Source organism: Micromonospora sp. WMMD961, from assembly GCF_029626145.1.
Classification (GTDB): domain Bacteria; phylum Actinomycetota; class Actinomycetes; order Mycobacteriales; family Micromonosporaceae; genus Micromonospora.
This window is the reverse complement of record NZ_JARUBJ010000002.1, coordinates 5601089-5614404: the sequence shown is the minus strand read 5'-3', so window position 1 is coordinate 5614404 and position 13316 is coordinate 5601089. Positions and strand designations below refer to the sequence as shown.

Genomic DNA, 13316 nt, shown 5'->3' with positions numbered 1-13316 from the left:
CTAGCCGGACGTGTCACATACGTCCCGAGACTGATCTGTCACGCAGGTCCTGAGATCCGACATGGTCGGCCGCCGGCTTGTCCGTGGGTTGGTGTTCGCCGACAGGCCGATCTGCCTCAACGGTGTTCGCTGCTAGCGTGCCGATCATGGAAGCTGCCGGCGCGGTGAGATGACCTTGCTTAGCCTGATCGAGACGACTTCAGGACAGTATTCGCTGCTGCTGGAGGCGGGGACCACACCGGTTGACGACCTGATTCGGGAGCTCGATCACGAGCCCAACGGGTACTTCTGGGAAGGCGTCGCGGAAGTTCTGGTGAGCACCGAGGCCCAGACGCTCGAAGGCCGGTTTGCCTATGACTCCGAGGCTGGCATGTTCTGCGCCGACGGCGCCGATCGAGGCGCGCTGGAAGAGTGGCAGCTCGGATGAACGTGGTCGCGACCGACGGCGAACGCTTGCGGCGGTTGGTCTCGCAGGCCAAGGTGAGCGGGTTTGAGTTTGACGACTAGCAGTCAGGGTGCCGGTGTCTTTCTCCGCGCTGGCAGCCACCTCTTGATCATCTCGCGCAGAGCCCCGTACGCTCCCGGGGCAATCCCGCCAACGGGTGTGGCCGCAGATCAAGGGGGACCAACTGGTGCGTAGGTGCGTCATCGGAGTTGCTGCTGCGGCCGCTATCGCCAGCTTGGGGGGTTGCTCTGGGGCCGACCGTCCGGAAACCCAGGCCACTGCCTCGGCCGCAGTCACCCCGAGTGCCTCTGCGCCGACTCCCACTGGTGTTGTGGCTGTCGGGGTCGACGACTACGCCAAGGATGCATGCAACCAGGTGGCGAAAGCCACGCGTGCTGGAGGCGATCTGGACCCGGAGGAGATGCTGTCGATCGGTCAGACCGCAGCCAAATCGTCCTACAGCGAGGTCAACATCCGAGGAATGATACTGGCCGAAAACGCGAAGATAGTGATTGCCGCTAAAGGTGGGGCCGCGGACAGGGAGTGGATGGTTACCAAGGCGATCCAACTGACCCAGGTCTGTGAATATGTCAGCATCATTCCTCGGCAAGGTGGCCAGGTTCCTCCTGTGTAGATGTAGGGTCACTCTCGTCCTGGCCGGTCAGAGGTCGGCTCGGACGTGGACGGCCGCACAACGGCGGCAGGTCTACAGGCCAGATGCGCCACCCACTCTGGGTGAGTCTCGACGGCGAAGATCGTCCGTCCCACCACGTCGCATGGACTTGCTCGGTGACCGGGGCGGGATCGTCGCCCTGGTCTCAATGGCACTCCGTCCGCAGGTCCCTTGCGCCACTGGGGGCCACGCTCGAACAATGCCGCGAGTCTGTTCGCCGATCGCGCCGACCATCAAGGTCTCACCTAATACGTGACGGCTTCTGTGCCACCAGCTGAGCGGCAGGAGCGTTGCCGTATCACAGGCAGATGCCGGGACACGCCACGTCGTGCCAGCCTTGGCGTCTGGCACGGACGCTTTCGCCTGTAGTGCGCTGGTTATGGCCGCTCGGCGAGCTGGGCGACGAACGCCCGCCAGGCCGCCGGACCGAAGGTGAGGGCCGGACCTACGGGGTCCTTGCTGTCCCGGACGCCGATGACGCCGGGCAGGTTGCTTGCGACCTCGACGCAGTTCCCACCGCTTGCGCCGCTGCGGCTGGACTTGCGCCACCGGGCGTTACTGAGGTCCATGATGGCTCTCAACTTCCTTCAGCAGGTCGATGGACTGCCGGCGCGGTAGAGCCTCGTTTCGGACGCTCTCCCACCTTGCCTGAAGCGTAGCTACCTCATCGTCCTTGTCGATGACGTCACCGCCAAGCTGGTTTTCGAGGTGCCCAACCCACACGCCCTCGCTGGACCGGGCCAGGGCGAACGGTCCGGACAGCCCGATGTGCAGGCCGCTGCCGATCGGAATGACGTGGACGTGAACGTGCGGAAGCTCGGCCGTCGCGACCAGGTGAGCCACCTGCTGGGCCATGATCCCGCCCAGACCATCACCCGTGCGCCGGATCGCGGCTTCGTCCAGCACGGCGACGAACTGTGGCCGGCGCTCGCCTGTCAGAATCGCTTGCCTGCTCATACGCCCCTGCACGCGCTGCTCAACCTCGTCATCGGTGAGGCTTTCGTCTGTCCGGAGGACAGTACGGGCGTAGTGCTCCACCTGTAGCAGCCCGGGAATCAGGTTCGGCTCGAAGTAGCGAAGCTGGGTCGCCTCTCGCTCGGCATCCAGCCAGGGCAGGAACCACGACGGCGCGCCGAACTTTGTTGCCAGGCGCTCGAAGAGTCCGCCGTTGTTCAGCGCCCGGTCAGCGCCCTTGATGAAGTCCATCGTCAGTGCTCGGGTGCCGCTCTCCACGGCGCTGACGTGTGAGGCGCTGAACCCCGCCGCACGGCCGAACGACTCTTGCGTCATCCCCGACGCTCCACGGGCGCGGCGGATCTCGCTCACGACGAAGTTCGCGAGCGGACTTGGCACGTCAGCCATTCAATGCTCCTCACGTCGGAGATCGACTACCCGAGGTGCCACACGCCTGGAGCCTGTCCCGCCAGCCCCGGCCCGACCACCTGCGATGCCTTCCGAGCGTAGTGGCCTCCACAGCAGAGTGTCACCAGGCGGCGCGGCTGGTAGGGACCACGAAACCTGGTGGTCGCGTTCGCAGCGGGGCCGCCCCTGTCGGACGAGCACTCACGGGAGCGGCCCCTTCCCAACGGCACAAAGGGGGAGAGCGTGCCCGACGACAAGCCCGAGCCGAATCCAGCGAGCCGACCGCACGCGAACCGCGCTTACGCGTACCCCTGGTGGTTGCCGTGATTGAAAAGATGACGGCCGGCGACGTTATCTACCTGACCACCGCGGCGAGCGTGCGGTTTCTGCGCCCGATCTTCGTGCGCGTCATCCGTGAGTTGCCCGAGCGGCACACGTACCACAGTTGGGTCTGGATCGAGGGTTACCAGCTGAACGCGGCGGGCGACGCGGTCGCGCGGCGCGAGTTGTACGTGATGCGCGCGGGTGTGCGGATGCAGGCCCTGCCGGCCAGAGGCCGCCGACGTCTGGTGCGGGTCGGATGACGCCGCACCTGCCGATGCGTCCGGCGTGGTTGTGCCGCAACTGCGCCGCGCCCTGGCCGTGCGGTAGGGCTCGGCTCGATCTCGCGACCGAGTTCTACGGTCATTCGATCGCGCTGGCGTTCTACCTGGCCGCGTCGATGCAGGAGGCGATCGACGACGTGTATGGCCTGGGTCTGCGCCCGGACCTGCCCGCGCTGCACGCCCGGTTCCTCGGCTGGCTGTCCCTGGCCCGCCGGCCACACCGATAGCCAGGAAAAGAACCGGCCGGGTGGGTCGCCCCCACCCGGCCGGCAACCGGATCCCTAAGACCTCAGTGCTTCTTGAACACCGGCATGGTGTCCAGCGTGGTGGTGATGTTCTGCGTGGTGCCGCCCCGGTACGTCTTCCCGGTGAAGATGTCGGTCCAGCTGTTGCCCGGCGGGAACCACACCGACGTGGTGGCGGTGGTGCCCGGCGTCGTCACCGGTGCCACCAGGTAGTCCGGGCCGTAGAGGTACTGGGAACCGGCGGTGGCGTACGCGGCCTGCTCGTTCGGGTACGCGAGGTACATCGAGCGGACGATGGGCGTACCCGTGCGGGTGGCCTCCTTGGCGGCGGCGTACGTGTACGGCTGTAGTTCCTTGCGCAGGTTGAGGAACTTCTTGGCCGACGCGTTCGCCGCCGGGCCGTACTGCCAGGGCAGCCGGTCGCTGTGGTTGGAGTGCAGCCTGTCGATCGGCTGGAACGTGCCGAACTGGACCCACCGGGCGTAGAGGTCGTCGGGCAGCTTGGTGCTGCCCGGTTCGGTGCCCGGCTCCTGGAGGCCGCCGGTGTGCCCGCCGATGTCGTGGCTGACCGCGGCCAGCCCGGTCGCGGCGGACTCGCCCGGCGTGTAGCCGACCTCCATCTGGAGGGTCGACCAGTCGGAGGTGGTGTCGCCGGTGAAGTGCAGGGTGGTGCGCTTGTCTGCCCACGGGCCGGTCGACACCGGGGTCGGGCTGCTGTAGCCGCCGGCCTGCAACGAGCCGTACGCCCGGGAGAAGGCGAAGCCGGTCTTGTCGGCGTACTGCTGGTTGATCCACGCGTCGGCGGTCACCCCGGCGAGCGACGACGTCGTGTTGTCGCAGCACCAGTCCAGCCACCACAGGTCCGGGCCCTTGGTGCCCTTGGGCAGCATTCCGTCGTGGAGCTGCATATACGCCTTGAGCTGGTCCGGGTCCCCGAGGTCGAACGTGTAGCAGTCGGGGCCGCCGTTGCAGCCGACGCGCTGGAGCTTGCCCTTGGCGGTGGCCTGCGCCTGCGCGAACTTGGGGTCCGAACCGAGGATGCTCGGGTGGATGTTGATGCCGGTGTGCAGGCCCTGCTTCCTGGCCCAGTCGAAGAACGCCTTCGGGTCGGGGATCCGGGTGCTGTCGATGCTCCAGCCGTTCCACTTGTCCGGCGCCTTGATGTCCGTGTCGAGGACAAGAACATCCAGGGGTACGCCTTCGGCCGTCGCCCGGGCCACCAGGTCCTGGAACTCGGCAGCGGTGCGGTCGTAGTACTCGGAGTACCACACCCCGTACGCCCACTTCGGCAGCAGCTTCGTGGGTCCGGTCAGCGTCGACAGGTCCTTGAGGCCACGGGTGAAGTCCTGCCCGTACGCGAAGACGTAGCCGTCCTGCTCGGGGTTGGGCCGGGGCTTGGTGGTGCTCAGGGCCGAGGCGGAGTCGTCGAGCAGGTACCAGCCGTCCTGGTAGAGCAGGCCCGGGGCGGTGAGCGCGGAACCGGTCACGCCGTCCAGGCCCCGGCGGTAGCCGCCGAGCGGCGCGTGCGGGGCGAGCAGCGGTGAGGCCTTGCTCGTGACGGCGACCGTGTCCACGTTGACGTTGCAACTGGCGTCGGTGGGGCAGCCCAACGTCACGGTGTTGGTGCCGCGGTCGAGGTGGACCGGGACGGCAACGGTGTTCCAGTAGTCCCACCCGCTGGTGGGCGGAAGGGTTGCCGTGACCGGGGTCGCCGTGTCGGCCGTGACCGACATGGTGCGTGTCTGGCTCGGCTGCGCGCCGGCCTGGCCGTTGGCGTACCGGATCTGCACCCGGTAGTCACCCGCGGACGGAACATCGGTCACGGTGAGTGCCACGGCGGCGGTGGTGCTTTCCAGGCCGGCCAGGAATCCCGTACCCGAAGCGCCGTTGTGGTCGTTCGCGGGCCGTGCGCCGCCAGTCAGCGCGCCGGTCTCGGCCTCGCCGAGCGTGCCGAACCGCAGCGGTTGCGGCTGGGGCGTGGACGGCGCGGGGAACGCATCACCCGGGTTGACCAGCGCGAGGCTGTCGATGTTCACGTTGCCGGAGTCGTTGGCACCCCGAACGACGCTGATCTCGTGCCGGCCCGCGGTGAGGTCGACCGGCACGCTGGCCAGGCCCCAGGTGTCCCAGTTCGTGGTGGGCGGCAGCGTCAGCGTGCGGCCGGCGTCGCCGTCGAGCTGCACCGTCAGGGTGCGGGCCACGTTCTGGCCGTCGCCGCCGGTGCTGTTGGCATAGCGGACGGTGAGCTGCTTCGTGCCGTCTTCCGGCGCGTCGAGCGCGAAGGTGACCGAGTCGCCGGACGAGGCGAAGCCGGCCGCGAAGCCGCGGCCCGTGTATCCCTGGTGGTCGGTGGCCACGCCGGGGCCGTTCAGCTGCAGCGACTCGGCCTCGCAAAGAGCGCCGAACGCGCAGGCCGGAGCCGTGTGGTCGGCCCAGGGTCGGCCCTGCACGAGCTGCTTGCCGGCCTTGAGCTGCACAGTGAGGTTGTCGGCGGTGAACGCGCCCGAGCCGACCCGGTAGCGCAACGTCATCGCACCGGTGTCGATGGTGAGCCAGCCGTGCTCGACGTGCTTGGTGAAACGCGTACGGGGAAAGTCGTCGCGCCCGATGGCGTTGAACGTGGCGGCGTCGGTGAACCTGCCGTCCTTCTGGTACTCGGTGCGGATCAGGGTAGGGGACAGCACCTCGAAACGTGCGTTGCCCGACCGAACGGCTCCGTCCTGCGCCTTGTGACGGCTGGCCTGCGCCGGCGCGGACGGGGCGAGCGCCAGCCCGGTGAGGAGGATGCCGGCTGCGGCGGCTGCTGTCGCGCGACGGCGCGGTGAGTTCCGATAGAGCAAGATGCGCTCCTCGTCTCAAATGGAGGAAATGAGTCGATGACAACGCTGTCACTGGCGCGAAACGCATGTCAACTGCCCTCCGAGGGTGTCCCTTCTCTCTTTCGTCGGTGGTCCGTGCCCGTATGGCAGGCGCGCGCTGTAAGGCTCTCGGGCTTGCATCCGATACGTAGGTACAGGCTTACCGTCGGGCTATGAGTGGCCACCACATCACTACTGACGACGCCTGGGTGCCGGAGGCCTGCACCCTGCCGACGGCGGAACGGCCGCTGCGGCTCGCCGAGTTCGACCAGTTCATCGCCGAGGCGGTACGGGGCCTCGACCGGCTGTCGGCCCAGCATCTGCGGTTATATCTCGACGGCGGTACGCAGGTCGAAGAGACGACGCGGGACCTGGCGGCCCGGGAGTCGTCCTGCTGCTCGTTCTTCACCTTCGACCTCTCCCGGCCAGACGGGAATTCGCTGTCGCTGGACGTTCGGGTCCCAGCGGCCCACGCCGACGTGCTCGACGCCCTCGCCGAGCGGGCCGCGTCTGTTCGGGGCCATCGGTGACCGGACCGGGACTACGCAGCGGGCAACCGGCCGACGCGGCCGGAGTCAACCAGCAGACGCTGCGCTACTACGAGCGTCGGGGTCTGCTCGACCCGCCGCAGCGCTCACCGGGCGGGCACCGGCTCTACCCGACCGAGACGGTCACCCTGCTGCGAGTCATCAAGACCGCGCAACGTCTGGGCTTCACCCTCAACGAGGTTGCCGACTTGGTCGACGCCTTCCGGCATCGGCGGTCCGGCACTGGCTTACAGGCACGCGCCAGCGACAAACTGATAGAGGTCGAGCAGAAGTTGGCGGACCTGAAAGTCGTCCGCGACACCCTGCGGGCCGCCATCTCGGCTGGCTGCGACGACCTGATCGCCTGCGCTGGGACCTCCTGCTGCCCGCTGCCCTTCGCCGACTGAACGGATCGGACGTCGATCGCGGGCCACCTCCAACGCACGATCGGCGGCCGAACGCGAACAGCCTCGGGTGCGACATGGTCACTAACCGTCATCGGTCTGTGACGTGGTCGGGGTCGGAGATTGACGTGGTGCTGCGACCGTCGGGGTGTGACGACTCAGATGCTGATGAGTGCGCGGCGGATCAGCGCTTCGCTGATCGTTGCGATGCTCGTGCTGGCCGGGGCGACCGGTTGCACTCCTGTGATCAAGGCCGTCACCGGCCTGACCGTGGACGCTGACGGTCGGCCCTTCGCGGTCTTGTCCTGGTGCGCGGACCGGCCACCAGGCAAGGTCATCCTCCTTGCCGAGAAACGCTCGGTTTCGCCCTCGCCGTCCGGCACGGCGGCCTCCCAGAGTCAGCCCTCCTGGCTGCGACAACGGTATGCCGTGCCGCGTGCCGCGACCTCGCCGACCGCGGTACGCCTGGAGGGGTTCCCACCTGATCCGGCCCCTGAGCCGGACGAGGCCTTCCGGATGTACGGAGTCGCCGATGACAACAGCTTCACCTCGCACGCGGTGAGCTTCCGGTTCGCTGAGGTGGCAGACCTGCGGCCCGGATCTATCCTGATCACCGAGGTCGTGGACAACCTCGACGAGCAGCGGACCGTGTCCATGGAGGAGTTCGCGAGCCTCGCAGAGGACGAATGCTGACCAGTGCTGATGGGCCGTGGCGCTCGGACCGTCTCTGCGCGGTGGTCGCCGGCTCGTCGGACCGACTTCTGCGTCGGCAGCGCATCGATCTGTCAGGAATGCTCCTTGTCTCGGACGCGACATTCATGTGATTGCGGGCTTCACCTATACAAGAATGTCGATTAGAGGAACCACCTCGTGAGCACACCTGGAGAGGAAGTCCTATGCAATTCCGAACGGGGATCAGGCAGTCGGGGGTCGTCGCCGTGGCCGTCGCGACACTCCTGTTGGTGTCAGGTGCACCAGGTCAGGCCGCCGAGCCGAACCGGTCCGTCGATGCGGCCGCGGCGTCCTGCGCGGTGACGCCGAAGTCTGGAATGGGCAACATCAACATCCGCCTCGGTGCAGGCACGAACCACCCGATTGACGGTGTTCTCCGCTCCGGCACGTGGGCCTCTTCGGCCTGCTCCAATGTCTCCGGTGGTTCCTACTCGGCTTGCGGTGGCGGTAACAGATGGATCGTCGTGCACCCCGATTGCCTGGGATGTTTCGGGTACGTCGCCTATAGCTGCGTACGCCTGGTGCGGGACGTCTAGGTCCGCTCGAACCGGAACGGGCCGGGGGCGGCGGGCTTCGGCCCGCCGCCGACTCCCGGGCGCACGGCGTGCGAGCCGGGGTCCTCGGCGTACCGGGTCAGCAGCGCGGGCTGCCGAGCGGCGCGGGCCCGGCGAGCGCTTCGACTGTCGCCGTGGGCGCGGGCGAGGGCGGGGCAGCGCTCGGTGAGGACGGGGCCGAGGGCGTGGCCGGGGGAGACGGCGAGGGTGAGCTGCTGGGCGTGGCCGGGCTGACGAGGGACACCGTGCTGCGCTGCACCTGCTTGGTGACCATCCGGATGCCGGTGGCCGTCGCCTGGTGCCCGTACACGTCGGTGACCGTGATGCTGAACGGCCCGGGGCCGAGCCCGCCCTCGACGGTCCAGTAGTTGTCGGTCTGGCGGATCGCCTTGCGGAAGCCGCCGCTGGTCCCCTTCGCCTCGACCGAGCGCAGCGGGTTGCCGTGGTTGCCGACCTGCACGGCGAACCACCACTGCGAGGCGCCGCCCTTGATCCGGAAGGTGAGGCCGCCGTCGAGCGGCGGGTTGAGTGCCGCCCGGTACGTCACGGACGCGATGCCCTGCGACCGGTCGGCGATCCGGGTGAACGCCTCGGTGGAAAGGTCGATCTTCGTCGGCCCGCAGCCGCCGCACTGGTCCATGACCATGACCCGGACCGTGCCCTTGGGGCCCGTCACGTCCAGGTAGCTGCCGCAGGCCGCTCCTTTGGAGTACTGCGACGCGCCGAGGGCCACGTAGAGCCGATCCGCCGGAGGGCCGGGAAAGGAGCAGTTGCCGCCGGAGCGACCCGCGTCGTAGAAGCTGGCCTTTCCCTTGTGGACGGTGTTCCCCGACGGCGGCGCGGCGCAGGCCGGGGTGGCGCCGCCGCGGACGGCGAGGGTGATGCCGAGGGTGGCGGCGAGGGCGGTGATGCCGGCGCCGGCCAACCAGTGCCGGACCCGCCGGCTGATCCGCTGTGTGCTGGCCGGGGTGTCGTTCTGCGGTTCCGCGCCTGGTGCCGTCACGGCGCCTGATGTTGCCGCACCAGGCTGCGGCAACGCAAAGGCCGTTACTCGCCGAATCGGCGGGGTCGCAAGCCGTTCAGCGCGGTGGTGACGACGCGGTCGGCGTACTCGGTGGTGAGCGGACCGGTGCGGTAGAGCCACCGGTTGAGCACCGGCCCCCAGATCAGGTCCACCGCCACGTCGAGGTCGAGGTCGTCGGCGAGTTGCCCGGCCTGTTGGGCGCTGCGGAGGCGTTGCCGTTTGGCCTCCCGCAACGGCCCGTCCAACCGCTCGGCGTACGCCGCCGCCAGCTCGGGGTCGAGCGTGATCTCGGTGGCCAGCGCGCGCATCGGCGGCTCGTACCGGGGGTCGTTCATCTCCTCGACGGTGGCGCGGAGCACCAGGCTGAGGTCCGCGGCAAGGTCGCCGGTGTCCGGCAGCGTCGGCGGCTCGCCCTCGGCGCTCTCGCTGAGCAGGAGGAAGGCGTCGAAGATGACAGCGCCCTTGGACGGCCACCAGCGGTAGATGGTCTGCTTGCCGACGCCGGCCCGGGTGGCGATGCCCTCGATGCTGACCTTCGCGTACCCGATCTCCTGGAGCAGGTCGAAGGCGGCGGTGAGGATGGCGCGCCGCGACGTCTCGTTGCGGCGGGCCGTGTTGGGCGTCATGGCCGACACGATACCAGTGGCGAGACGGACCGTCTCGTCTTGACGGCGGCGTCAGCAGCGCCTAACGTTCTGGTTAACGAGACGGACCGTCTCGTCTCGCAAGTGACGGGGAGACCTCCATGCGTACCTGGTTCATCACCGGCGCCAGCCGTGGCCTGGGCCGTGCCTTCGCGGACGCCGCGCTCGACCGAGGCGACCGGGTGGTCGCCGCGTCCCGGAGCATCGCCGCGGGCGACTTCGCCGAGCGGCACGCCGACCGGCTGCTGGCCCTGCCCCTCGACGTGACCGACCGGGCGGCGGTCGTCGCCGCCGTGGACACCGCCGCCGCGCACTTCGGGCAGCTCGACATCGTCGTCAACAACGCCGGCACCATGTCCATGGGCATGGTCGAGGAGTTCACCGAGGCCGAGGCGCGCGCCCAGTTCGAGGTCAACTTCTTCGGCGCGCTCTGGGTCGGTCAGGCCGTGCTGCCGCACCTGCGCGCCCAGCGGTCCGGCCACATCGTGCAGGTGTCCAGCATCGCCGCGCTCGGTGGTTTCCCGAGCACCGGCATGTACAGCGCGAGCAAGTTCGCCCTGGAGGGCATGAGCGAGGCGCTGGCCATGGAGGCAGCGGCCTTCGGCATCACGGTCAGCATCGTGCAGCCGGGTGGTTACTGGACCGACCTCTACACCAGCATCGCCGCCACCACCCCGCTGGAGGCGTACGCGCCGCTGCGCGCCGACCTGGAACGACAGTGGGCGGAAGGTTCGGTCGACAGCGAACCCCGGCTGGCCGCCGAGGCGTTGCTGCGGCTTGTCGACAGCGACGACCCGCCGCTGCGGCTCCTGCTCGGGAGCATGGTGTACGACCTCGCGTTCGACATCTCCCGCCGGCGGATGGACACCTGGGCGGGCTGGGAGCAGGTCAGCCGAGCCGCCGAGCGGGCGGTCGCGGCCCCCTGACCGCCGTATCGCCACGGGCCTCGGGTCCGCCGTTCTAGGCTCCGAGATATCGCGGCGGCGTGCCCATTTCTGAAATGGCGCACGGGCCCACGAATTCTCCTCGCAGGGCGCGAACCTAGACGGAGAGGAACACGCATGGCGGTCAAAACCAAGATCCGTCCGGGCACCACGGAGATTCGGCCGTTCTCGGTCGACATTCCCCAGGCCGACCTCGACGACCTGAAAAGGCGCATCAAGGCGACCCGCTGGCCGGACAAGGAAACGGTGGACGACCAGTCGCAGGGCGTGCCACTCGCGACCATTCAGGCCGTCGCCCGCTATTGGGAGAAGGAGTACGACTGGCGCAAGGTCGAGGCCCGGCTGAATTCCCTGCCGCAGTTCCTGACGACGATCGACGGGGTGGACATCCACTTCATCCACGTGCGCTCCAAGCACGAGGACGCGCTGCCGCTCATCGTCACCCACGGTTGGCCCGGGTCGGTGATCGAGCAGATGAAGATCATCGAACCGCTCACCGATCCCACCGCCCACGGCGGCAGCGCGGCCGACGCCTTCCACCTGGTGATCCCGTCGCTGCCGGGGCACGGCTTCTCCGGCAAGCCGACCGAGTCGGGGTGGAACCCGCAGAAGATCGCGACCGCCTGGACCGAGCTGATGAAGCGCCTCGGCTACTCTCGGTTCGTCGCGCAGGGCGGCGACTGGGGTGCGGTCATCGTGGACCAGATGGGCCTCCAGGCGCCCCCGGAACTGCTCGGTATCCACACCAACATGCCCGGTGCGATCCCACCCGAGATCGACCTGCTGTTCCAGGGCGACACCACCGGCGCGAACAACGCCATGGGCGCACTGCCGTCCGGTCTCTCCGCCGACGAGATGCGTGCCGCCGAGGAAGCCAACTACGTCTGGAAGCACGTCGCGTACGCCCTGATGATGGCGACGCGTCCGCAGACGCTCACCGGGCTGGCGGATTCCCCGGTGGGCCTGGCGTCCTTCCTGCTCGACCACGACGCGAAGAGTCTGGCCCTGATCGCGCAGGTCTTCGAGGGTGCCAAGGCGGGCCTGACCCGCGACGACATCCTGGACAACATCTCGCTCTACTGGTTGACGAACACGGCGGTCTCCGCGTCCCGGCTGTACGCGGAGAACAAGCTCTCGTTCTTCGCCGCCAAGGGCGTCAAGGTGCCGGTCGCCGTGAGCGTCTTCCCCGACGAGCTGTACGAGGCCCCGCAGAGCTGGGCCGAGCAGGCGTACCCCAATCTCATCTACTACAACAAGCTCGACGTCGGCGGGCACTTCGCGGCCTGGGAACAGCCGAAGATCTTCTCCGAGGAGCTTCGGACCGCCTTCCGGTCGCTGCGCTAGATGGCCGTGCACCTGCCCCCGCTCGACGGGGCGGCCGAGTGGCTCAACTCCGATCCACTCGGCCCCGACGACCTGCGCGGGCGCGTGGTCCTGGTCAACTTCTGGACGCTGACCTGCATCAACTGGCTACGCCAGGAGCCGTACGTCCGGGCCTGGTCGCAGGCGTACCGCGACGACGGGTTGGTGGTGCTCGGGGTGCACACCCCGGAGTTCTCGTTCGAGCACGATGTCGACCAGGTGCGCCGGGCGGTCACGGCACGGTCGATCGACTACCCGGTCGCCGTCGACAACGACTACGCGATCTGGCAGGCCTTCGACAACCACTACTGGCCGGCGCTCTACTTCGTCGACCGCGACGGTGTCCTCCGGGACGAGCACTTCGGCGAGGGCCGCTACGAGCAGTCCGAGCGGGTGCTCCAGCAACTGCTGGGCATCGAGCGGAAGCCCGTACCCGTCGACGGTGTCGGCCCGGAGGCGGAGGCCGACTGGGCGAACCTGCGGACGCCCGAGACGTACCTCGGTTTCAGTCGCGGCGAACACTTCGCCTCGCCGAACGGCCCGGCGCTCGACGAACGCCGCGCCTACCAGCTGCCTGAGCGCTTGGGCCTCAACCAGTGGGCGCTGACGGGGGAGTGGACGATCGGGGCGGAGAGCGTCGTGGTCGACCAGGCCGGCGGCAGCATCGCCTTCCGGTTCCACGCCCGTGACGCCCACCTCGTGCTGGCCCCCGGGCCGGGACGGTCGATCCCGTTCCGGGTGCTTCTCGACGGCGCGGCTCCCGGCCCGTCGCACGGCGTCGACGTCGACGCCGACGGCAACGGAGTGCTCCGGGACGGTCGCCTCTACCAGCTCGTCCGCCAGGACGACGCGGTCCGCGAGCGGACCCTGGAGATCACGTTCGGTGAGCCCGGCGCGGCCGCGTACGCCTTCACCTTCGGGTAGTGCGGCCCCGGCC

The 13316-nt window shown here is 68.6% G+C and carries 15 protein-coding genes; 10 read left to right on the top strand and 5 right to left on the bottom strand.

What is annotated here, in order from left to right:
• The first annotated feature begins 169 nt into the window (after window positions 1-169).
• Together O7614_RS25290 and O7614_RS25285 are read left to right on the top strand one after the other, a co-directional pair.
• Window positions 170-427, top strand: coding sequence for an Imm51 family immunity protein (locus O7614_RS25290; protein WP_278140935.1), 258 nt, complete (start codon window positions 170-172; stop codon window positions 425-427).
• 349 nt (window positions 428-776) lie between these two features.
• Entirely contained in the window at window positions 777-1079 is a 303-nt protein-coding gene (locus O7614_RS25285; protein ID WP_278140934.1) for a hypothetical protein, read from the top strand.
• Window positions 1080-1495: 416 nt separating this feature from the next.
• Here the strand turns inward: O7614_RS25285 and O7614_RS25280 are convergent, their stop codons facing one another.
• Window positions 1496-1687, bottom strand: coding sequence for a DUF397 domain-containing protein (locus tag O7614_RS25280; RefSeq protein ID WP_278140933.1), 192 nt, complete (start codon window positions 1685-1687; stop codon window positions 1496-1498).
• On the bottom strand, window positions 1674-2480 hold the full coding sequence (locus O7614_RS25275) for a helix-turn-helix transcriptional regulator (protein ID WP_278140932.1): 807 nt from the start codon (window positions 2478-2480) through the stop codon (window positions 1674-1676). Before O7614_RS25275 ends, O7614_RS25280 begins: the two co-directional genes overlap by 14 nt.
• A gap of 323 nt (window positions 2481-2803) precedes the next feature.
• Here O7614_RS25275 and O7614_RS25270 point away from each other — a divergent pair, with 323 nt between their 5' ends.
• A complete protein-coding gene (locus O7614_RS25270) occupies window positions 2804-3064 on the top strand; it encodes a hypothetical protein (protein ID WP_347404373.1) in 261 nt (86 codons plus the stop codon).
• The gene (locus O7614_RS25265; protein ID WP_278140931.1) at window positions 3061-3312 is read left to right on the top strand and encodes a hypothetical protein; all 252 of its coding nucleotides are present in this window, start codon (window positions 3061-3063) and stop codon (window positions 3310-3312) included. Before O7614_RS25270 ends, O7614_RS25265 begins: the two co-directional genes overlap by 4 nt.
• 62 nt (window positions 3313-3374) lie before the next feature.
• Here the strand turns inward: O7614_RS25265 and O7614_RS25260 are convergent, their stop codons facing one another.
• The gene (locus O7614_RS25260) at window positions 3375-6170 is read right to left on the bottom strand and encodes a TIM-barrel domain-containing protein (RefSeq protein ID WP_278140930.1); all 2796 of its coding nucleotides are present in this window, start codon (window positions 6168-6170) and stop codon (window positions 3375-3377) included.
• Window positions 6171-6361: 191 nt separating this feature from the next.
• On the opposite strand from O7614_RS25260, the gene O7614_RS25255 reads away from it, so the two are divergent.
• The 3 genes from O7614_RS25255 to O7614_RS25245 all read left to right on the top strand — a co-directional run bounded on the left by O7614_RS25255 (window position 6362) and on the right by O7614_RS25245 (window position 7812).
• Window positions 6362-6718 (top strand): hypothetical protein, encoded by a 357-nt coding sequence (locus O7614_RS25255; RefSeq protein ID WP_278140929.1) that lies wholly within the window; start codon window positions 6362-6364, stop codon window positions 6716-6718.
• The gene (locus O7614_RS25250) at window positions 6715-7122 is read left to right on the top strand and encodes a MerR family transcriptional regulator (protein WP_278140928.1); all 408 of its coding nucleotides are present in this window, start codon (window positions 6715-6717) and stop codon (window positions 7120-7122) included. The genes O7614_RS25255 and O7614_RS25250 overlap by 4 nt, the downstream gene beginning before the upstream one ends.
• Window positions 7123-7269: 147 nt before the next feature.
• Window positions 7270-7812: a hypothetical protein gene (locus O7614_RS25245; RefSeq protein WP_278140927.1), complete on the top strand. Its 543-nt coding sequence runs from the start codon at window positions 7270-7272 to the stop codon at window positions 7810-7812.
• A gap of 672 nt (window positions 7813-8484) precedes the next feature.
• Here O7614_RS25245 and O7614_RS25240 read toward each other — a convergent pair.
• Both O7614_RS25240 and O7614_RS25235 read right to left on the bottom strand, forming a co-directional pair.
• Window positions 8485-9408, bottom strand: coding sequence for an expansin EXLX1 family cellulose-binding protein (locus O7614_RS25240; RefSeq protein WP_278140926.1), 924 nt, complete (start codon window positions 9406-9408; stop codon window positions 8485-8487).
• Window positions 9409-9452: 44 nt separating this feature from the next.
• Entirely contained in the window at window positions 9453-10055 is a 603-nt protein-coding gene (locus tag O7614_RS25235) for a TetR/AcrR family transcriptional regulator (RefSeq protein ID WP_278140925.1), read from the bottom strand.
• Window positions 10056-10174: 119 nt separating this feature from the next.
• Between O7614_RS25235 and O7614_RS25230 the strand changes: the two genes are divergently transcribed.
• The 3 genes from O7614_RS25230 (at window position 10175) to O7614_RS25220 (ending at window position 13303) form a co-directional block, all read left to right on the top strand.
• The gene (locus O7614_RS25230) at window positions 10175-10999 is read left to right on the top strand and encodes an SDR family NAD(P)-dependent oxidoreductase (protein WP_278140924.1); all 825 of its coding nucleotides are present in this window, start codon (window positions 10175-10177) and stop codon (window positions 10997-10999) included.
• Between the two features lie 135 nt (window positions 11000-11134).
• Window positions 11135-12361: an epoxide hydrolase family protein gene (locus O7614_RS25225; RefSeq protein ID WP_278140923.1), complete on the top strand. Its 1227-nt coding sequence runs from the start codon at window positions 11135-11137 to the stop codon at window positions 12359-12361.
• A complete protein-coding gene (locus O7614_RS25220; protein WP_278140922.1) occupies window positions 12362-13303 on the top strand; it encodes a redoxin domain-containing protein in 942 nt (313 codons plus the stop codon).
• Window positions 13304-13316 lie beyond the last annotated feature (13 nt).